Source organism: Sphingobacterium sp. UBA3519, from assembly GCF_002377215.1.
GTDB lineage: Bacteria > Bacteroidota > Bacteroidia > Sphingobacteriales > Sphingobacteriaceae > Sphingobacterium > Sphingobacterium multivorum.
Genome location: NZ_DFPI01000017.1, coordinates 52400 through 73164 on the forward strand (window position 1 = coordinate 52400; position 20765 = coordinate 73164).

21 protein-coding genes and 1 tRNA gene are annotated in these 20765 nt (G+C 38.6%); 14 read left to right on the plus strand and 8 right to left on the minus strand.

Translation table 11 applies throughout. The features are described from left to right. Positions 1–173 precede the first annotated feature (173 nt). The 3 genes from B3297_RS07335 to prmC form a co-directional block, all read right to left on the minus strand. Positions 174–1547, minus strand: coding sequence for a site-specific integrase (locus B3297_RS07335; RefSeq protein WP_286778707.1), 1374 nt, complete (start codon positions 1545–1547; stop codon positions 174–176). 248 nt (positions 1548–1795) lie between these two features. Further along, a tRNA-Lys gene (locus B3297_RS07340) sits at positions 1796–1868 on the minus strand. A gap of 115 nt (positions 1869–1983) precedes the next feature. After that, entirely contained in the window at positions 1984–2844 is an 861-nt protein-coding gene (prmC, locus tag B3297_RS07345; protein ID WP_070567713.1) for a peptide chain release factor N(5)-glutamine methyltransferase, read from the minus strand. Between the two features lie 34 nt (positions 2845–2878). Between prmC and ribD the strand changes: the two genes are divergently transcribed. Together ribD and B3297_RS07355 are read left to right on the plus strand one after the other, a co-directional pair. Continuing rightward, positions 2879–3925: a bifunctional diaminohydroxyphosphoribosylaminopyrimidine deaminase/5-amino-6-(5-phosphoribosylamino)uracil reductase RibD gene (ribD, locus tag B3297_RS07350; protein WP_070567711.1), complete on the plus strand. Its 1047-nt coding sequence runs from the start codon at positions 2879–2881 to the stop codon at positions 3923–3925. A 64-nt stretch (positions 3926–3989) separates the two neighbouring features. Next, positions 3990–5273 (plus strand): DUF2851 family protein, encoded by a 1284-nt coding sequence (locus B3297_RS07355; RefSeq protein ID WP_070567709.1) that lies wholly within the window; start codon positions 3990–3992, stop codon positions 5271–5273. Here the strand turns inward: B3297_RS07355 and B3297_RS07360 are convergent. Continuing rightward, a complete protein-coding gene (locus B3297_RS07360; RefSeq protein ID WP_070567707.1) occupies positions 5270–5920 on the minus strand; it encodes an ankyrin repeat domain-containing protein in 651 nt (216 codons plus the stop codon). The genes B3297_RS07355 and B3297_RS07360 overlap by 4 nt on opposite strands. Positions 5921–6269: 349 nt before the next feature. Here B3297_RS07360 and B3297_RS07365 point away from each other — a divergent pair, with 349 nt between their 5' ends. The 9 genes from B3297_RS07365 (at position 6270) to B3297_RS07405 (ending at position 13150) form a co-directional block, all read left to right on the plus strand. Continuing rightward, complete coding sequence (locus tag B3297_RS07365) at positions 6270–6839, plus strand: UbiX family flavin prenyltransferase (RefSeq protein WP_070567704.1); 570 nt, start codon at positions 6270–6272, stop codon at positions 6837–6839. 215 nt (positions 6840–7054) lie between these two features. Continuing rightward, complete coding sequence (locus B3297_RS07370; RefSeq protein WP_286778708.1) at positions 7055–8323, plus strand: dihydroorotase; 1269 nt, start codon at positions 7055–7057, stop codon at positions 8321–8323. Positions 8324–8327: 4 nt separating this feature from the next. Then, the gene (locus B3297_RS07375) at positions 8328–9002 is read left to right on the plus strand and encodes a hypothetical protein (RefSeq protein WP_070567700.1); all 675 of its coding nucleotides are present in this window, start codon (positions 8328–8330) and stop codon (positions 9000–9002) included. A gap of 5 nt (positions 9003–9007) precedes the next feature. Continuing rightward, complete coding sequence (locus B3297_RS07380) at positions 9008–9610, plus strand: DUF4199 domain-containing protein (RefSeq protein WP_286778709.1); 603 nt, start codon at positions 9008–9010, stop codon at positions 9608–9610. A 98-nt stretch (positions 9611–9708) separates the two neighbouring features. After that, positions 9709–10659, plus strand: coding sequence for a glycosyltransferase family 2 protein (locus B3297_RS07385; RefSeq protein WP_046674669.1), 951 nt, complete (start codon positions 9709–9711; stop codon positions 10657–10659). Between the two features lie 6 nt (positions 10660–10665). After that, on the plus strand, positions 10666–11793 hold the full coding sequence (locus B3297_RS07390) for a glycosyltransferase (RefSeq protein ID WP_070567696.1): 1128 nt from the start codon (positions 10666–10668) through the stop codon (positions 11791–11793). A gap of 86 nt (positions 11794–11879) precedes the next feature. Further along, complete coding sequence (locus B3297_RS07395) at positions 11880–12152, plus strand: hypothetical protein (protein ID WP_070567695.1); 273 nt, start codon at positions 11880–11882, stop codon at positions 12150–12152. Beyond that, positions 12149–12916, plus strand: a complete 768-nt coding sequence (locus B3297_RS07400) for an MBL fold metallo-hydrolase (RefSeq protein WP_070567693.1) — start codon at positions 12149–12151, stop codon at positions 12914–12916. Before B3297_RS07395 ends, B3297_RS07400 begins: the two co-directional genes overlap by 4 nt. Before the next feature lie 78 nt (positions 12917–12994). Next, positions 12995–13150, plus strand: coding sequence for a lmo0937 family membrane protein (locus B3297_RS07405; protein WP_104382583.1), 156 nt, complete (start codon positions 12995–12997; stop codon positions 13148–13150). 4 nt (positions 13151–13154) lie between these two features. Here B3297_RS07405 and B3297_RS07410 read toward each other — a convergent pair whose 3' ends face one another. Together B3297_RS07410 and queA are read right to left on the minus strand one after the other, a co-directional pair. Continuing rightward, the gene (locus B3297_RS07410) at positions 13155–13838 is read right to left on the minus strand and encodes a 2-C-methyl-D-erythritol 4-phosphate cytidylyltransferase (protein WP_115050707.1); all 684 of its coding nucleotides are present in this window, start codon (positions 13836–13838) and stop codon (positions 13155–13157) included. Positions 13839–13922: 84 nt separating this feature from the next. After that, positions 13923–14972 carry a tRNA preQ1(34) S-adenosylmethionine ribosyltransferase-isomerase QueA gene (gene queA / locus B3297_RS07415; protein ID WP_070567689.1) on the minus strand — a complete coding sequence of 350 codons (1050 nt, stop codon included), beginning with the start codon at positions 14970–14972 and terminating at the stop codon, positions 13923–13925. Between the two features lie 185 nt (positions 14973–15157). Between queA and B3297_RS07420 the strand changes: the two genes are divergently transcribed. From B3297_RS07420 to B3297_RS07430, 3 genes are all read left to right on the plus strand, one after another. Continuing rightward, positions 15158–16402, plus strand: a complete 1245-nt coding sequence (locus B3297_RS07420) for an ABC transporter permease (protein ID WP_175442026.1) — start codon at positions 15158–15160, stop codon at positions 16400–16402. A 79-nt stretch (positions 16403–16481) separates the two neighbouring features. Further along, a complete protein-coding gene (locus tag B3297_RS07425; RefSeq protein ID WP_236560230.1) occupies positions 16482–17051 on the plus strand; it encodes a DUF2306 domain-containing protein in 570 nt (189 codons plus the stop codon). Then, the gene (locus B3297_RS07430; RefSeq protein WP_070567683.1) at positions 17048–17962 is read left to right on the plus strand and encodes a YARHG domain-containing protein; all 915 of its coding nucleotides are present in this window, start codon (positions 17048–17050) and stop codon (positions 17960–17962) included. Before B3297_RS07425 ends, B3297_RS07430 begins: the two co-directional genes overlap by 4 nt. Before the next feature lie 93 nt (positions 17963–18055). Here B3297_RS07430 and hisD read toward each other — a convergent pair whose 3' ends face one another. Both hisD and hisG read right to left on the minus strand, forming a co-directional pair. Beyond that, the gene (gene hisD, locus B3297_RS07435) at positions 18056–19345 is read right to left on the minus strand and encodes a histidinol dehydrogenase (protein ID WP_070567681.1); all 1290 of its coding nucleotides are present in this window, start codon (positions 19343–19345) and stop codon (positions 18056–18058) included. Between the two features lie 22 nt (positions 19346–19367). Next, positions 19368–20219 (minus strand): ATP phosphoribosyltransferase, encoded by an 852-nt coding sequence (hisG, locus tag B3297_RS07440; RefSeq protein WP_070567679.1) that lies wholly within the window; start codon positions 20217–20219, stop codon positions 19368–19370. Positions 20220–20765 lie beyond the last annotated feature (546 nt).

Genomic DNA, 20765 nt, shown 5'->3' on the forward strand with positions numbered 1-20765 from the left:
TTTTTTGCTTTTTATTGATAACTTTTGAAAGATGGCAAAACATCTCGTTTCCGCCCTCTCGGCGGACTTAATCATATAATGGAGTTTTTTGACACGTGTCGTACAGATTGGATTATCCTTTCCGCTCGATTTGTTAAGACAAGGCCGTTCTAAAACGGCCTTGTGTACATCGGTTAAACAGCTTGTAATAGACTTTCCTTTAGCAAGTGGATCTGCGATGTGACCTGTTGCTCGGAAGCATTGGGGTACAATATCTGCAAGAATGCCTTTAATGTCTGTTCGGCAAGTGCATTTTGTTCTGTCGCAGCATTTGCTTGCACCGGTATGTTTTTGAACAGCTCTTTGAGCGGGGCCATGTCGATGGCGAGCTTTTCGTCCAACAGTTGCGCATAGATCTGCGTGGTGCGCAGGTTGGTATGTCCCAGCATCTTGGAAACACTCTCGATAGGTACGCCGTTGCAGAGCGTTACGGTGGTGGCAAAAGTCCGTTTTGCGACCCTGTTGCCCAAAGTCTTTTTAACGCCCGACAGTTCAGCGACCTCGACAAGGTATTCGTTCATTTTCTGGTTGCTTGATATTGGCAGACATATGTCGTTTGCGATACATACGGGGTGATCTTTGTATTTGTCAAGGATCGCCTCGGCCACAGACAATAGGGGAACGGGAACCCTTGTGCCTGTTTTTTGCCTATAAATATTGATCCAGCGTGAACCATCCACACCGACAATAATGTCCGAAGGTTTCAGTTTCTTGACATCCACGTAGGAAAGTCCCGTGAAGCAGCTGAACAGGAAGAAGTCCCGTACTTGGGTAAGGCGTTCGGTAACGAACATTTTCAAAGATATTCGTCTGAGTTCATCGGAGGTTAGGAAATCACGCTGTACAGGCTTGGATTTTAATTTATATCCTACAAACGGATCGCTTTCCAGCCATTTATTGTACACGCATATCCTGACGATCTTTCCAAAGTTCTTTAGGTACTTGATAGCGGTATTGTTTGCGTTTTTCTTTTCGTTGCGCAGGTAAAAATCAAAATTAGCGATAAATGCCCTGTCGATTTTCTTTACGTCAAGATCATCTTTTTTGTACTGGTGCTGGATGTATCCCCCGATATGTCTTTCCAGCACCTGAAATCTTTTCAATGTGCCTTTTGCGTAATCCTGCCCGACAAGAGCTTCTATCTTTATATTGTGGTCTTTGATCGCTTCTAGAATAGTATGTGAGGGGGCGGGTTCGTCTTTCCCAAGATACCTGAGTTTTACCCTTTCAGCTGTTATTTCTGCGCCCTCGGCAACCATTTGAGTGTGTACTGCACTGACATCGGACTTGAATTTATTGAGAAAGGTGTTTAAGGTCTTTGTTTCTTCTTTCGTTCCGACGGCCTTTCCGGCCTTTGCATTCCATCGGTCAGGTTCGATCTCACGGCCTGCCGATAACTCCGCACGCTGGCCGTCCACGGTAATCCTTAAATAAATGAAGCGGGGAGCACCATCTTTGTAGTTTTTAGGCTTTTTCAGGAAGAAGAGTAAGCTAAGATTCGTTTTCATAATGATAACATTAAGTGATACAAAATTAGCTTTGCAGTATGTCCAAATCAAGATGTTTAAAATCTGAATATGCTGATATTCAGATTTTTAATTAATATTAGGGGAGTTTTGGAATCTGTAAAGAACGACGCACCTTATGACGCACTTTTTTTATGCGAAATGGTGAATATATTGATAGCCCTAAAAAGCAAAAACCCTGCAAATCATTTGATTTGCAGGGTTTTAGTTCTTTTTGATATTGTCTTCTGTGATCCCGCTGGGATTCGAACCCAGGACCCATACATTAAAAGTGTATTGCTCTACCAGCTGAGCTACGGAATCCTTTCTGTTTTTGAAAGTGATGCAAAGGTAGAATTTCTTTTGATATATGCCAAATTATAGCATGCAAATTTTGACGAAAAGGCCTTAACTGTTAATAAATAAACGGATTATTTTTTTATCGCGCTTTTTTTGCATGGATTATTCGGTCTGCTCCATTGATATCTTTTATGAGTTTGACCTGTTCAAATCCTTTTTTGACCATAAGTTCCTTCATTTCTGGACCGAGATATTGATTGATTTCAAAATATAGATCTCCATCTGGGGTTAAATGTTTCAAAGCAAAGGATGAAATAACATCATAAAAAATCAATGGAGCGCTTTCTTCAATGAATAATGCGAGCTCAGGTTCATAAGCCAATACGTTTTGATTCATGTGCTGCTTTTCTCCCGGGGTTATATAGGGCGGATTGGATACAATGATATTATAGTGTTGGTCGGAGAAAATGTATTCCCATTCAAATATATCCGCATTGATAAATTGAACCTGAGTTTTTAAATTCTTAGCATTTTCTTGTGCTGTTTTTATCGCCTCTTTTGAGATGTCTATCGTTGTTACTAGGGCATTATTGAGATGCTTTGATAAGGTGATCGGGATGCAGCCAGAGCCAGTTCCGATATCTATAATTTTTAGGTTTTGAGAAGATTTGTGGTTTTTGATGATCAGATCGACAAGTTCTTCAGTTTCCTGGCGTGGAATGAGGACCGATTCATTGACCTGGAAAACTTCACCATAAAAATCTGCTTTATTGAGTATGTACTGTATAGGTCTGTGCTTTTTTAGATTCTGAAGGATGCTAAGTACTTCAGCCTTATCCGCCTCCTTGACGATATCTGTTTTTCTCAATTGATAATTGGTTCTATTTAACCCAAACTTTTCGGCAACAACCACTAAGAATATTGCTTTTATTTCATCCTCATCATATAACCCCTGAAGCTCATGTTGAAATAATAATTCGAAATCTTGAAGTATTTTCATGTGTCAAAGGTACGATTTTCATAGATTTGTATCCATGGATATGCACAAGCAATATATGCATCGTTGTTTGGAACTGGCCCAAATGGGCGCGGGTTCAGTGAGTCCCAATCCAATGGTTGGGGCTGTCATTGTTTTGGACGGTAAAATTATCGGTGAAGGATATACTTCTCCATATGGTGGACCACACGCTGAGGTCAATGCGGTACAGCAGGTTGTACAAAAGTATGGGGAAGAAGCAAAACGGCTTATCGAGGGAAGTATTTTTTATGTTAGCCTTGAACCTTGCGCGCATTATGGAAAGACACCGCCATGTGCCAATATGATTGCAGAGCTAAAACCCTTAAAAGTCTATATCGCTTGTTTGGACCCTTTCGCCAAGGTGAATGGCAAGGGAGTTGAGATACTGCGCGAAGCAGGTATTGAAGTTGAAATTGGTTTACTGGAAAAAGAGGCTGTATGGCTCAACCGTCGGTTTTTTACACGTATTGGTCAATTCCGCCCCTATGTTATTCTAAAATGGGCGCAGTCGAAGGACGGTTTTATGGGGATGCAAAATAAACAAATTTGGTTAAGCAATGCTGCTAGCCGACAGTTGGTTCACCGCTGGAGATCAGAGGAAGATGCTATTTTGGTCGGTACAAATACCGCAGTTGTAGATAATCCCAGTCTGACCGTAAGAGAATGGCAGGGTAACAACCCATTGCGTATTCTTTTAGATAGAGATCTTGCCATTCCACTAGATGCCAATATTCTAGATGATCAAGCTGATACAATCGTCTTCAATGCTAAAAAGACAGATTGGACATCAAATGTTAAGTATATTGAGCTTGAAAATTACGGGTTGTATCTGCCGCAGAATATTCTTTATCAACTATATTTAATGGATGTTCAGTCAATCATCATTGAAGGAGGGCGTGCTACGCTGCACATGTTTATCGATGCGGATCTCTGGGATGAGGCGAGGGTGTTTGAAACCGAAACAAAGCTATTTAATGGAATTACGGCTCCACAATTTAGTGGACAATTGCTTGAAAGTAAATTGGTTTCCAATGATCTTTTAAAGATCTATAAGAAACAGTGATTATTAAATTGTATATTTAGGGAATTAAGCCATAGCCGGTTAATTTAATTCTTAAATTACAATTATGTTAGTTACAGAAAACTTAATGCAGTTTATCTGGAAACTTCGGCTATTCCGTGCAAATGGGTTGCATTCTACGGATGGTGAACCCTTGGCCGTTGTTCATGTGGGGCAATACAATACAGATTCAGGCCCCGATTTCCTCATGTCACATATTAGGTGTAAAGATAATGATTGGTTTGGTCATGTCGAGATGCATATCCAATCTTCGGATTGGGATCGACATTGTCATCAAGAAGATACCGTTTATAATAACGTTATCTTACATGTGGTTTGGAGAAACGATAAAGTTATTTACCGAAATGACGGTACATCAATACCGACATTGGTGCTTTCGGAATATGTCGAACAGCATCTGTTGGAACGGTATTCAACGATGATGAACGCAAAAAGTTCGATACCTTGTGAGTTTCAGCTTGGTTCAATTGATCTTTTTAAAAAATCCATGTGGCTGAGTACTTTAGCTGTTGAACGCCTAGAAATGAAGGTTCAACAAGTTTTGTTGATTTTAGATCAATTTAATACGGATTGGGAAAAAACGTTATGGGTATGGATTTGCAGATGTATAGGATTAAAAGTTAATGCCGATACATTTCAGGAGCTTGGGGAGAAATTACCTTGGAACATTTTACAAAAATATCGTTCAAACCTATTTAAAATAGAAGCTCTTTTCTTTGGGGTTAGTGGGTTGTTAATTCAGGAGTCAGGAAGCGAGTATATGAAGCAGTTAGCCGGTGAATTTGAGTATCAAAAGCATATACACGGTATAGAGGTTGTTTATGGGGTTTGGAAGAGGATGAGAATGAGACCATATAATTTTCCCGAACGGCGAATTGCTCAATTAGCTGTCTTGTTTAGCAAGAACGAGTTGGGCGTTGCCAAGATTTTGGCTGTCGATGATTTGGAAAGAGCTCGAAAATTATTTAAGATAGCGTCTCTAAGTGATTATTTTGACGGACATTTTTCCTTTGGTACAAAAACGAAGATAAAAGAAACACTTCGGTTGGGTAATGAAACTATTGACACGCTTGTTATTAATGTGATTATTGTTTTTCTTTTTTCATACGGTAAATATTTCAGTATTCAGACCTATATTGATAGGGCCCTAACTCTTTTGGAGCAGCTTCCTTCAGAAAAAAATATGGTTGTGAGACAGTTTGCCCAATATGATTGGCAAGTTCAAAGCGCATTGCAAAGTCAGGGGATTTTACAATTAAAGAGATTTTACTGTGATCGGAAACGCTGCCTTCATTGCAGAATCGGATGCGAAATTTTAAAAAGAAATTAATTTTTTAAGATCTCTGCGATCTCTTTATGGCCTTTTTCAAAGGCCAGGTCCATTGGAGCTAACCCTGAAATATTGATGATTCTGGTGTCGGCTCCATTTTCGAGTAAGGCAACAATAAAATCGATATTACCATATTGGGCAGCGAAATGAAGTGGAGTTTCGCCAGTCGCTTGAATGGCATTGACATTAGCATTGGCCTCGATTAGCAACTTACCGATCTCTTCATTGTTGTTTGCAGCGGCAATATGTAGCGCAGTGGTGAGTTGTTCATTTTTGGTTACGACATTCGGATTGACTTTTTTGGACAGTAAAAGACGTACAATGTCTGTTTTGTTGAAATATGTTGCTAAAGTTAATGGCGTAAAGCCCTGTGACGACCATTCATTGACAACAGATGGTGCTTGCGAAATAATGGCCTCCAAGTATGAAGTTAACCCAGCCGCGCAAGCCTCATGGATAGTCATGGATTTGGTGTGTTGTAAAAGTATCCGTATGATCTGGGGTTTGTTGTAATAGCAAGCCAATAGTAGGGGAGAAATTCCATGACTCGTTGTTTCTTGTAAAAGTTCGGGATTCCCAATCAATAATAAGTCGATATCATGGCTTTTGCCTTCTTCAATATATTGTTCTAAAACGGAAAGGTTCATGTCTTAACAAATTGTCTAACGTTGTTACTAAAATAGACTTTATTGATGAGAATAAGCGTTTGATTTGCGAAAATATTTGTATTTAATTTTCCTTTGGATTGAACTGAAATTTGGAAGAAGTTTTTTTTTGCGGGGTGAATTGGATCTTAAAATCTGGGAAAAAGGAATTTTTAGGGTATTTTATATACACAAATGTGTAGTAATGCGCATAATGTTTTTGTAAATTAAAAAGTAGATGTACTTTTGTTAAGCCCCTCCCAAGGGCATGTTTTTCATAGGTAGATGTAGGGTCGGGTGTTTCTCACTACGACCCTTTTTTTATAGCTTTGTTTTTATTATTTTAAAAGAGATGTCTAAGAGAAAAATTGTTGTTGCCATTACTGGAGCTAGCGGCTCAATCTATGCTAAAGTTTTACTTAAAAAACTATTGGTATTAAAAACACAGATCGCAGAGGTTGGGATTGTGATGTCGAATAATGCGAAGGATGTATGGCGTGCGGAGTTGGGCGATGAGAGTTATCAGGATGTGCCGTTCAAGTTTTATGACAAGGGTGATTTCTTTGCTCCTTTTGCATCAGGATCGGCTCGCTATGATACGATGATTGTCTGTCCGTGTTCAATGGGGACATTATCAAGGATAGCCCACGGTGTGTCTTCTGATTTGACAACCCGAGCGGCCGATGTCGTGCTAAAAGAACGACGAAGATTGATTTTGGTTACCCGTGAGACACCACTAAGTATTATACATATCCAGAACATGAAATTGGTGACAGAGGCCGGAGGTATCATTTGTCCGGCATCACCTTCATTCTATAGCTTACCAAAGACTTTGGACGAAGTCGCAGAAACCGTGGTTGATCGGATTTTGAGTCTTGCTGGGTTTGAATTTAAACATTATCAGTGGGGAGAAAATGCCTAGTTATTCCTCGTTGAAATCTATTTTTAATGTTCTATAATAAATTTGTATTTTGTAACTTTGTTTCTCGAAATGAAGCAATCACGAGCATCACGCGAAAAAGTTATTTATAGCTATATGATTTATAGTGATAAAGCCACTGTCTGTCCATTCTTACTGCGCACGCTACCCGCTTCGATAAATAAGTTGTATCCTTTTAATTTCAATCACATTCATATATGAAAAGCTTATTGATTACTTCTGTTAAAGTAATTTTACCTGGTAACGAATTTCATCAGCAGCAAGTTGATGTATTTATCGAAAAGGGAAAGATTGCACAGATTGGAAAATCTGTCAAAGTAGCTGATAAAAACATAGAAACCTTAGATGGTGCCGGAAAAGTTTTAGCGCCAGGTTTTTTTGACCTACATGCCAATTTTGGAGAACCTGGAGTAGAAACCAAAGAAGACATCGTTAGTGGAAGCGCAGCAGCTGCTGCTGGAGGATTTACTGGAGTAGCCGTAATGCCTAATACCGAACCGGCGATTCAAAGCCGTTCCGAGGTTGCACTTATTGTCAATACAGCGAAAGGAAATATTGTTGATGTACATCCAATTGGAGCGATCAGTAAAAAGAGAGAAGGGAAAGAACTGGCCGAGCTATTTGATATGAAGCAAACGGGTGCTGTCGCTTTTAGTGATGGAAACAGGAGTGTACAGCAGGCGGGATTAATGAGCAGAGCGTTGTTATACGCTAAGGGATTCGATGGATTGATTTTATCACATGCTGAAGATGAGTCTATGGCAGGTGGAAACAAAATGAATGAAGGTGCGATGAGTACTTATTTGGGAATGAAAGGTATTCCTAACCTGGCCGAATCGTTAATGGTTTCTCGTGATCTGTATTTAGCGGAATATACTGGAGCTCCAATTCATTTTGCATCCATCAGCACTCCAGAAGCTGTCGATCTGATAAAAAAAGCGAAAGCAAAAGGTCTTCCAGTAACATGTGATGTTGCTGCACATCAATTGGTGTTTACTGACGATGATATTGTCGGTTTTGATAGTAATTATAAGGTAAGCCCCCCATTACGCACAAAGGCAGATCTGAAGGTATTACTTAAAGGCGTTAAGGACGGTACTATCGATGCTGTCGTTTCGCAACACACACCGCATGAAATAGAATTTAAGAATGTTGAATTCCATATTGCAAAAAATGGAATTATTGGACTGCAGACCGTATTACCACTCTTGGTTCGTGCTGGATTAAATGAAGAACAAATTGTCAATAGTCTTTCAGTTAGACCCCGGCAGATTCTAGGACTTGAAGTTCCTCTTATTGAGGAGGGAGCAATAGCCAATCTTGTCGTATTTGACCCTGTGAAGACTTGGAACTTCGATGAAACAACAAATAGATCTAAATCTAAAAATTCTCCATTATTTGGACAGACTTTAAAAGGTGCTGTCGAATTGATCATCAATAATAATCAAATCATAAAAAACGATTAAAACCATGGAAGCAAATATTAAAGCAGCCGTTGAGGCAGGTATATTAAATTATGGCAAGGTTGATGGGATCTCGACTGCCCCGGAATTTCTTGAAAAGATTATTGCCGTATTCAATACGGAAGCAAGTTATTTAGAGAAATTAGAACTGTTGGATCAATCTTTTGATGATTATCCACTTTTTGATGAGTTGCGTGAGGTTTATGTAGACCTTTTACTCATGAACTTTTTCTCCAATGATGTTTTAAAGCTTGAAGATGACTATTTGGATTCCGAGGAATGGGAGGCTATAGAAGATGAAACTATAGATAGGGGAACAGAATTGTTGAATATTTTTCTTTATTTAGGGGAATGCAAGGACGATGAGATTGAACCTGAATTGGATGATTTCTTAAAGGAATTTTTATTAGTTGATGAAGATGAATTTCAGGATGAGCATGAAATTTATGAAGATATCATTGCCAATCAAATTGTAGTAGATAGCCCGTATGCTGAAATTGCAAAAGTAGGAAAAGGATTAAATCCGAGAAGTGAAGTCTACGAACTTTTTTATCCTATCATGAGCTTCTTTAGTGAGTTGAAACCATCTGAAAAACAATTTGAAGAGTATGCAGAAGCGTCTTCCAATAAGGCATTTGATATTGCACTTTACCAAATAATTAGTACTTACTATAACAAATAATTTTTATGGCAGATTCAATCAACCAAAGTAATGTAGGATTTGATGAGGTAATTGACAAAAAGAAAAGTATTATTTACGGTGTTATCCTGGGAATAATTTCTTTCATTCTCGGATTAGTCGTCTTGTTTGTTGTCAAAGACTTAAATTCCTTTTGGGGGGTAATGTCGATGTCATTTATTGTTAATACTGGTCTTTTTGTTATTATTTCTGCGCTTTTCGCTTTCTCTCTTAGGAAAGCAAATGGCGGATACTGGAATTTTTCTATAGCATTAAAATCCATATTTATGATGCTTGCTATTTCCACTATTATTTCAACAATTGGGACACAGGCGTATGTTAATTTCATTAATCCAACTTTACAAGAAAAGGTGGAGACACATACAATTAATGTTACAATTGAGTATATGGAAAAGAACAATGTGCCGGATGAGGTTATCGATTCAAAAATCGCGGAACTTGAAAAGCAAGTTGATGCTATTGGAAAGATAACGTTAGGGCAGGTGCTCAAAGGGTTGGCTATCACGCTGATGTTTCAATTTGTTTTTGCATTACTATTATCAGCCTTGACAAAACGAGAAAAATTGGTGATCAAACAAGAGACCAATTAGTGTTTAATAAAATAAAATTGACCCTATAAGGTATTACTGAAAAAGTAATACCTTTGTTGGTATTATAATACTACATTTTTAGCATGATTAACATTCACATGGATATTTCTGTTGTTGTTCCTTTATTTAATGAAGAAGAATCCTTACCCGAATTGACAGCTTGGATCGACCGCGTTATGGCGGCCAATCATTTTTCCTATGAAATTATTTTAGTTGATGATGGGAGTAAAGATAATTCTTGGAAAGTTATCGAAGAGTTGAAGTTAAAGAACACGAATATTTCTGCGATAAAGTTCCGACGCAATTACGGAAAATCTGCGGCTTTAAATGTAGGCTTTGCTGCTGCACAGGGCGATGTGGTTATTACAATGGATGCAGATCTACAGGATAGTCCAGATGAGATTCCTGAACTGTATGATCGGATCGTGAATAAGGGAGCGGATTTAGTATCGGGTTGGAAGCAAAAACGCTATGACCCATTGACCAAAACAATCCCAACCAAATTATTCAATGGGGTGACAAGATCGATGTCTGGAATTTATAACCTGCATGATTTTAATTGTGGTCTTAAAGCTTATAAGAAAGATGTTGTCAAAAACATCGAAGTTTATGGCGAGATGCATCGTTACATCCCTGTTATTGCAAAATGGGCAGGATTTACCAATATACAGGAACAGGTAGTACAGCATTACCCACGTAAATATGGTACCACCAAATTTGGCCCGGGTCGTTTTGTGAAAGGTTTCTTAGATTTATTATCCATATTTTTTGTCGGGAAATTTTCGAAAAGACCGATGCACTTTTTTGGTGTTATGGGCGTGATTAGTTTTCTTGCAGGTTTATTTATCTCCATTTATTTAATTTGCCACAAATTGATGAGTATCGCCAGCGGCACACCATTTAGAGATATAACAGATCAACCTTTATTTTTCTTTGCGCTGACAGCGATTATTTTGGGAACACAATTATTTCTGACTGGTTTTTTGGCTGAATTAGTGTCTAGAAGCAGCTCCGATCGGAATGATTATCAAATTGAGAAAGTCATTTAATTAATTATGCGAATTGTGATTTTAGGGTCCGCTTATCCGTTAAGGGGCGGTGGGATAGCATCTTTTAATGAACGATTGGCATTTCACTTTCAGGAAGCAGGGCATGAAGTGGACATCTATTCTTTCAGCTTACAGTATCCTAATTTCCTTTTTCCCGGAAAGTCTCAATATTCGGATGAGCCAGCACCAACTGGCCTTCATATTAAGACCACGGTCAATTCCATTAATCCATTTAATTGGATTAAGGTAGGTAAAGAACTAAAAAAGGCAAATTATGATTTGCTTATTGTACGATTTTGGATGCCGTTTTTTGGACCTTGTTTGGGAACAATTCAACGACAAGTTCGAAAAAATAAACATACTAAGATTGTATGCATCGCTGATAATATCATTCCTCATGAACAACGGATAGGGGATAGCTTATTGATTCGTTATTTTTTAAAGTCTGTTGATGCTTGTCTCACCATGAGTAAAAGTGTGCTGGCAGATCTGAAAATGTTAAGCCCGAAAATGCCAGCGGTATATACGCCGCATCCACTCTATGATAACTATGGTGTACATCAGAGTAAAAAGGAAGCACGTCGATTACTTAAGATTGCCGAGGGGGATAAAGTCGTATTGTTTTTTGGTTTTATTCGTCAATACAAGGGTTTGGATATCCTCCTGGAGGCATTGGCTGATCCCAGAATACGTACCCTTGGGGTGAAATTGCTGCTCGCAGGCGAATTTTATGGTGACCCTGCTCCTTATTTGAACCTTATAAAAAAGTATAAACTGGAAGAGTTTATTTTTATGCATACTGATTTTATTCCTAATCAGGAGGTCGGAAGGTATTTTTCAGCGGCAGATTGTGTGGTCTTGCCCTATCGGAGTGCTACACAGAGTGGAATTACGCAGGTTGCTTATCATTTTGATTTACCGATGATTGTCAGTAACGTTGGGGGATTGCCTGAATTAGTTCAGCATGAGTATGTTGGTTATGTCGTGGAACCTGATGCCCGTCAAATGGCCGACGGTATTTTTTCATTTTACCACTACAATAAAGAAGAGCAATTTAGAACAAATATTATTGACGAGAAAAAGAAATATAGCTGGGATACTTTTGGCAATGAACTCCTTAAGTTGGTCGATTGATTGACATTCGTGATTTTATTTGTATATAAAATCAAATTTATCTAAGTTTGGGAGACTGAGGTAGAAATTTAAAAGGAGGAGAGATTTTGTTACCGTTTACACAAAGCAGTTTAACGAAAATAGAGGAGTTTTTCAAAGAGCAGGGGTATAAAGTGAGGTACGAGAAAGGTTCCTTTCGTACCGGTGCCTGTATGTTGCAGACGACAAAAGTGGTCGTAGTCAATAAGTTTTCGAATCTTGAAATAAAAATCCAGTCACTGTGGAATATATTACTGGATATTGATATTGATTCGGAGGTTATTTCTGAAAAATTTCTTCCACTATATGAAGATGTGTTGAAATCAAAAATTGTAGCTTGAGAATAACATTTTTAGGAACCGGAACATCACAAGGGGTGCCAGTAATAGCATGCCAATGTCAGGTCTGTCAATCTGAAGACAAACGTGATAAGAGATTACGTTCTTCTATTCTTATTGAATACAATCAGCATACATTGGTTGTCGATACCGGTCCTGATTTTAGATACCAGATGCTGCGCGAGAAAGTTATGCATTTGGACGCCGTATTAATGACGCACTCACATAAAGATCATATTGCGGGACTGGACGATGTTAGAGCGTTTAATTATCAGCAGCATAGTTCTATTTCAATTTACGGCACCGAAGCACTTCATGAAGCACTAAAGCGTGAATTTTATTATGCATTTACGGAAATTAAATACCCAGGAGCGCCTAGACTGGATTTGGAAGAGATAAAGGCTGGTGTGCCATTGTCTTTATTCGGAAAGGAAATTATGCCTATCGAAGTCCTGCATTATAAAATGCCTGTGTTGGGCTTTAGAATTGGAGATTTCGCCTATATTACTGATGCGAAGTTCATTTCTGACGAATCAAGAAAATTATTGGAAGGAGTAAAGATTCTTGTCGTAAATGCTTTACAGAAGGAATCTCATATTTCACATTTAACGTTGGAAGAGGCGATTGAATTTGCCGATGATATTCATGCCGACAAAACCTATTTTACACATATTGGGCATCGAATGGGATTGCATGAAGTTGTTTCAGGAGAATTGCCCGAAAATATGTTTCTAGCCTATGACAGATTACAGTTGGATATAACCTAATCTATTTAATATAAAACTATAGTCCTTTTTTCGTTGTTATACCTATAAAAAATAAATTAGGTATTAAATTATAAGGAAATGGGAAATTTACTGTACATCATCGCCGTTATTTTAGTTATCATTTGGGCGATAAGCTTTTTTGGAGGTTATGCGGCTGGAAATAATATCATCCACATTCTTTTGGTGATTGCAATTATCGTTGTATTACTACGTGTTATTCGTGGCAATGCTTAACCATTTAAATTAGTTTTAAATAAAGTTGGGCAATTTGTAAGTCTTGGGGATAGGTGATTTTTATATTCTTAGAATCACCTTCAACAATATAAATACTTTTGCCCGTTTTTTCGACCACTGAAGCATCATCTGTAAAAAGTGGATCTTCATCTTGTTGGTAGGATTTTAACAACAATGCTCCGAGGAAGACTTGTGGAGTTTGTATCAGCCAAATCTGATTTCTATCTGTGGCGGTATTTGTGGATATATTTCCTAAACGCACCGATTCAACACTCTTTTGTGCCAATACAATTGCTTGGTGTTCGTAAGCTCCCTGAAAAGCCTTTCTAATTAAATCGTCCGAAATAATCGGACGAGCTCCATCGTGTACGGCGATGTAATCTTTAGGACCAATGTCGAAGTTTTGTTTAATGTAGTCTATACCGTTCTTTACGCTTTCGAAACGAGTTTTTCCGCCAAATGCAATATGTATTGGTCTGTCAAACTGATACTTTACACATAACTGGTTCCAATAGCTTTCCATTGCTTCACTGATTACCAAGATAACTTCTGAAATGGTGTTGGATTGATAGAAGCGATCAATAGTATGCATCACGATCGGCAGCCCATCCAAGTTAAGAAACTGCTTTGGAAGATCGCTTTTCATCCTGTTTCCGATTCCTGCAGCAACGATTATGGCAAAATTCATGGTATTATTGAAGGGTTTTTATTTAAAAAAAACGTGGATAGTTATGAAGCCATCCACGTTTTCTGTTTTTGTTATATCAAATCATTAGATAATTAACATGGCATCACCATAGCTATAGAATCTGTATTTTTCTTTTACTGCAACTTCGTATGCATTCATGACGTTTTCGTAACCAGCGAAAGCAGCAATCATCACCAAAAGTGTAGATTCTGGCGTGTGGAAGTTTGTAATCATCGAGTTTGCAATACTGAAATCGTAAGGAGGGTAGATGAACTTACTGGTCCAGTCAGAAGCCGCTTTTAAGTGATGGTCTGCAGAAACAGAAGATTCTATTGCACGCATAGAAGTCGTTCCTACAGCACACACACGACGTTTGTTATCGATAGCTTTATTAACAACGCGCGCAGCCTCATCAGTGATGATAAACTGTTCGGAATCCATCTTATGTTTGGTTAAATCTTCGACTTCAACGGTACGGAAAGTTCCAAGCCCAACGTGAAGAGTAACTTCTGCAAAATCAACGCCTTTTAGTTCCAAGCGTTTCATTAACTCTCTGGAGAAGTGAAGTCCCGCTGTAGGTGCAGCGACAGCCCCTTCATTTTTTGCATAGATTGTTTGATAACGGAATTTATCTTCCGGTGTAGCTTTACGCTTGATATATTTAGGAAGCGGAGTTTCACCTAAGATTTCGATATTACGGCGGAACTCTTCATCGGTACCGTCAAATAAAAATCTAATTGTACGACCACGAGAAGTTGTATTGTCAACCACTTCGGCAACCAATAAATCATCATCACCGAAATATAATTTGTTGCCTACACGGATTTTACGCGCAGGGTCTACCAATACATCCCAAAGACGAAGTTCATTGTTCAATTCACGCAACAAGAAAACTTCAATCGTCGCTCCAGTTTTTTCTTTATTACCGTAAAGGCGCGCTGGAAAAACTTTAGTATTGTTTAAGATCATGACATCCTTGTCATCGAAATAATCCAATACATCTTTGAAAATTTTGTGTTCAATTTTACCAGTATCTCTATGTAGGACCATCAAGCGTGATTCGTCACGATTTTCAGAAGGTTCAGAAGCAAGTAATGATTCTGGTAAGTTGAATTTAAATTGAGATAACTTCATCTTTAATAATAGTATATATTAATATCTGCCTTTCAGTGCATTACAGTGCACCAAATACCAGGCTGCCAAAAGCATACAAAGTTATAACTTTTTCGGGTATGGAAGAGCCATATTTCTAATTAATGTATATATTTTTGGGGATTTTGACATTAAATCAAAACTATATTGTATTTTAGAATACAATTATGCTATTTTTTAGATTGATATTGGAGAGTTGTCAGTTTGCTTTTTCGGCATTGAAAGACAATCGTACTCGCACCTTACTTTCGCTGCTGGGTGTGACCATCGGTATTTTTACGATTATTGGTGTATTTTCTGCAGTAGATACCCTACGGAATAATATAGAGGAATCAGTCAAGAAGATTGGCAGCAAAACACTGTATATCGAAAAATGGCCCTGGGATGGCGGCCCAAATTTCCCTTGGTGGAAATACTTGAATAGACCCGAACCCACATACAATAATTACCTGGATTTAAAAAGCCGGATGACGACGGCTGAGTATATGGCGTATATGATCAATATCGGCAATACGACTATTAAATATAAAAATAATTCGGCCCAAGGCTCATCGGTTAATGCTGCGACTTACGAAAATCTTTACATTCAAAATTTGAATATTATAGATGGTCGTTACTTTGCTGAAAGTGAGTCGAGGGGTGGAGCTCTTGTAACTGTGTTGGGCGCAAATATTGCAGAGGGGCTTTTTCCTAATGAGGAACCAGTTGGCAAATATATCAATATGTTAGGCCGAAAAATTCAGGTTATTGGTGTATTAAAGAAAGAAGGAAATGGTGTATTGATTAATACCTCTCCGGATGATACAGCCTTTATTCCGTTTGAGCTGGCTAGAAATTTGGTCAACTATGATAATTTCTCACCGAGTATAGCGATGGTTATTAAATCGAACTACACGCTTGGCGAGGCTGAGAGCGAAGCGAAAACACTTATGCGGTCGATTCGTCGTATATCACCACAACGGGAGGAGAATTTTTCCATTAACCAGACAACAATGATCACAGGTGCATTGGATCAGCTTTTTGGTATCATTAATCTGGCGGGTTTTTCAATTGGTATTTTTTCAATTTTAGTCGGCGGTTTTGGCATTGCCAATATTATGTTTGTAAGTGTCAAAGAACGTACACATATCATCGGAATTCAGAAAGCGCTAGGAGCTAAAAATTTCTTTATTCTTTCACAATTTTTAGTAGAGTCTATTGTACTTTGTTTGTTGGGTGGAGGGATTGGTCTCGTTGTCGTCTATTTTTTGGCTTTTGTGGTACAAGCTGCGACTGGCGTTGCTATTGTGGTCAGTTTGAAAATGGTAATGCTTACTGTTTCACTTTCTACTTTTATTGGGTTAATATCGGGCATTGTTCCAGCTTTAATGGCTTCTCGACTGGATCCGGTAGAAGCGATTCGGAGTAAATAAAAAAGGTATGTTTAAAAGGGCTCAATTTTCGATATTACATGGATTTTGGCTTTTAATCTTTGCTTACAGCTGCCTGTTGATGGCTGAAATTACTTTTCGCTATCGCGGCTTCTCTCTCGATGCTAATTTCTTGATGATTAAGCAGACCGAAATAGAATCACTTTGGTGGTATCGCTACGTGTTTTATATCCATGTTTGCACGGCTATCTTTGCCTTGCCTGCCGGCTTTACGCAGTTTAATACTTATCTATTGAATAAATATCCGCGAGTCCATCGAAGTATCGGGTATTTATATGTATTCGCCATTTTGGTTTTTGCCGCTCCTTCAGGTTTGCTTATTGGATCCGTGGCGAATGGCGGGTTAACCGCTATTATTGCCTTTGAATTATTGGGGCTTGGATGGTGCTATTTTACATGGCGGGCAGTTCGTTTGGCGAGTCAGCGAAAATTTGATAAACACCGTGATTTTATGATCCGTAGTTTTGCATTAACCTGCTCGGCATTGACCCTACGTTTTTGGAAGGTTGCTTTAGTATACTTCTTTCAGCCCAATCCCATGGATGTTTATCAAATTATTACATGGCTGGGATGGATACCTAATTTGTTGCTGGCGGAATTTATTATTTATCAAAAAAATCATAAATTATGAAGAAAAACCTTTGTTTACTGTTATTGCTTGGAGCAGTCCTTGGTTGTAAGGATGGGAAAAGTAAAAAGAATGAAACTGCCGAAATAAAAGATACTGTTGCCGTCGAGCGTGAGGCCCATCAGGAACTTTACGGTAATTGGGTTGGCGACTTTGTCGTTGATGAAAGAACACTTGGAGAAGATGAGGGTTTGCCAACAACGGATTACGCTCCGAAGATAAATCTGACGATAAAGAAAATTACCGATAAAGGAGGTGTTTATGGACAGAATGTTGTAAAGGGGAATCTGCGCTCTTTTGTGGGGAAGTTGGAAGAAAACGGTGCTGATATTCGCTTATTATTGGATGAACCTGGAGACAGAAAATCCGACGGGCGTTTTGAAATTAAGCTTAATCATGACACGCTAATTGGTAACTGGTCTGCGTATGACCAGGGTGTAAAGATCAAAAAGCGAAACTTTAAATTGTTGAAAAAACAATTTGCCTATAATCCAAATCTGATGCTTAAAAATCAGGATGGAGAGGAGGGGACGTTGGTTGACTGGATTAATGAAAAAAGAAAAGAGGAAACTGACGTGGATGGTGACTCAACGTATACATACATTATACAATATTATAGATCTGCATCTCCCGCAGTCTTTACTGTAAATGCGTCTAAGCAAAAGTTGACAGAGAAAGATCTGAAAAACCTCAAGAAATTAGATTTGGAAATTATTCGGAATACCATTTTCGCCCGACATGGCTATGCGTTTACTAAACCCAGCATTCGCCAATTTTTTGAGCCTGTAGATTGGTATGTACCTATTTCAAAAGATGTGAGTGCAGACTTAAGTCAACTGGAAAAAGATAATATAGCCTTGCTGACTAGGTTTGAAAGATATGCAACAGATAATTATGACACCTTTGGAAGATAATTCAGTTGGCATTACGAGACAATATTTATGCGATCAATCACACAAAAAAGGCTTTACATTGTAAAGCCTTTTTTGTGTTTTCAATAGGGATTTTTATCCATTCTTCCGAATGGAAATCGCATTTTTATGCGCCTGTAGTCCCTCGAGTTCAGCGAGTATTTCAACCACTGATCCGATTTGTTGAAGCCCGGTTTCGTTTATATGTTGAAAGGTAACTTTTTTAACAAAAGAATCTACCGATACGCCTGAATAGGAGCGTGCATAACCTGATGTCGGTAGTGTGTGATTTGTACCTGAGGCATAATCTCCTGCGCTTTCAGGTGTTAAGTGTCCTAAAAAAACAGAACCAGCATTGCTGATATAGCGTGTTAAGGATTCCCATTGGTCCGTCTCCAAAATAAGGTGTTCTGGTGCATAATCGTTTGAAAACTGTATGGCCTCCTGAAGCGTCTCAACAGTTACTGCATAGGAATTTTCAATCGCTTTTGAAGCGAGTTCCTTGCGTGGCAAAACCGCTAACTGGGCTACAAGGGCTGTGTTGACTGCATCAACTAGCGCATTGGATGTTGCAACCAGGACTGCTTGACTGTCGGCTCCATGTTCAGCCTGTGCCAAAAGATCTGCTGCCACAAATGCTGGGCTTGCCGATTCATCCGCGACGACCAGCACTTCGGATGGTCCTGCAGGCATATCAATACTGACATTTGCTAGCCCCTGTATGATGGATTTTGCTTTTGTGACAAACTGATTGCCCGGGCCAAAGATCTTATCCACTTTTGGTATGGTCTCCGTTCCAAAACCCATCGCTGCAACAGCCTGAGCACCTCCAACTAAGTATATTCTGTTTATCTTAAGTAATTTTAAACAAAAAGCGATAAAGCCATTGATTTTCCCATTGGATTGAGGTGGAGAACAAACGACGATCTCTTTGCATCCAGCTATCCTTGCCGGGACACCAAGCATTAAAAGCGTGCTTGGTAAAACTGCTGACCCGCCAGGGATGTAAAGTCCAACTTTTTCAATCGGACGGACTTCTCGCCAGCATTTTACACCGGGCATTGTTTCAACCGTACGCTCTCTTTTTAGCTGTGTACTATGGAATTTATGGATATTTTGAAAAGCGATTTCAAGTGCTCTCTGTTGATCACGGCCTATGGTAGACGCCAAAGCGTCGATATCTTCCTCGTCTAAATATAATCTGTCAAGTTCAACTTTATCAAATTTGGCGGCATATTCGCGCAGAACCACATCACCTTGTTGACGTACTTGTTGAATAATCTCCTGAACAACATCCTGAATTGCATTGTTGGGGTCCATATTTCGGGCAACTAATTGTTGTATTTCCTCTTTCCCTAGGGTCTTGTAATCATATTTTTTTAACATAGTCGTACCTCGCGTGTCAAGTTTAAAGGATGATTTTTTCAATTGGCATTACAACGATACCTTGGGCACCTTCAGCTTTTAACTTATTGATCTTATCCCAAAAGTCATCTTCCGTGATAACAGTGTGTACAGCAACCCAACCTTCTTCTGCCAGTGGAACAACCGTAGGACTCTTAACACCGTGTAATAAAGAAGTAATAGCCGGCAAATTTTTCTTTTCGACATTCAATACCACATATTTAGTTTCTTTTGCTAAAAGAACAGATTCGATACGTTGCACTAATTCCGCCAAAACTTCATTGCCTTCCAATCCCTTTCTTCCGACCAATATGGCTTCTGAATTTTTAACATCAGCAAAAGGCTTCAAACCATTACTTTTTAGTGTTCCACCGGTCGATACGATATCACAGATCGCATCACTAAGACCCAAACCGGGAGAAATTTCAACTGAGCCAGATATCAAACGGATATCTGCATTGATCTTATACTCGTCTAGAAAATTCTTTAGGATATTTGGATAAGAGGTTGCGATTGCTTTGCCGTTAAGGTCTTTAACGTCTTGGATGGTGCTATCTTTGGGAATAGCCAGTTTCAACGTACATTTTCCAAAACCAAGCCTCTTGATGTATTCTACTTTGGATTCGGTCTCATCAATGATGTTTTCACCGACGATGCCCAGGTCGGCTATACCTTGTTCCACATATCCCGGAATATCATCATCTCTCAGAAATAATATTTCGAGTGGGAAATTCCCAACCGTGGTGATTAAAGAACTTTTGTAGTTCTCGAAGTCTAAACCACAATTTTTCAGTAATTGAACAGATTTTTCGTTTAACCTACCCGATTTTTGGATAGCAATTTTAAGATTTTTCAACGCTTTATAAATGTTAGCAGTAAATTATTAATAATAAGAAATCAAACAAGAGGGAAGGTATTCTACGTAAGAACACATTAAATTAACATATCGCCACAATGGCGATGATGAAAATGAAAATGATGTACGCAAGTATAGACCATGTTTGTATTAATAACTGCAAGCAAATGTATAGTAAATTAATGGGAAATGCAAGACTATCATTTTAAAATTCTTATCCTAATGGACTTGTTGTTGAAATGAATTCAATTTTCTTGAAAAAATTGTAAAAACTAGGTCATTGATTGGGGAATACACTATAATTTAGACAAAAGACAATGCTGATTTCCTATCCTATAGTAAGCTGTTTGAATTACGCCAATAGTGAGCTGTGAAATTTTGTCCAATCGAAATGTTTCTTGATAGGGTGACAACTCTCATAAATTTCCTTATTTTTAAGGATTGGGGAGTGACTTATTAAGTTAATAACGGATAAAAGTGACAATAGTGGGGGGAGAAGTTGTTGTTTAATAAATTGGAGTAGTGTGTTTAGTGGTACCTAATTCA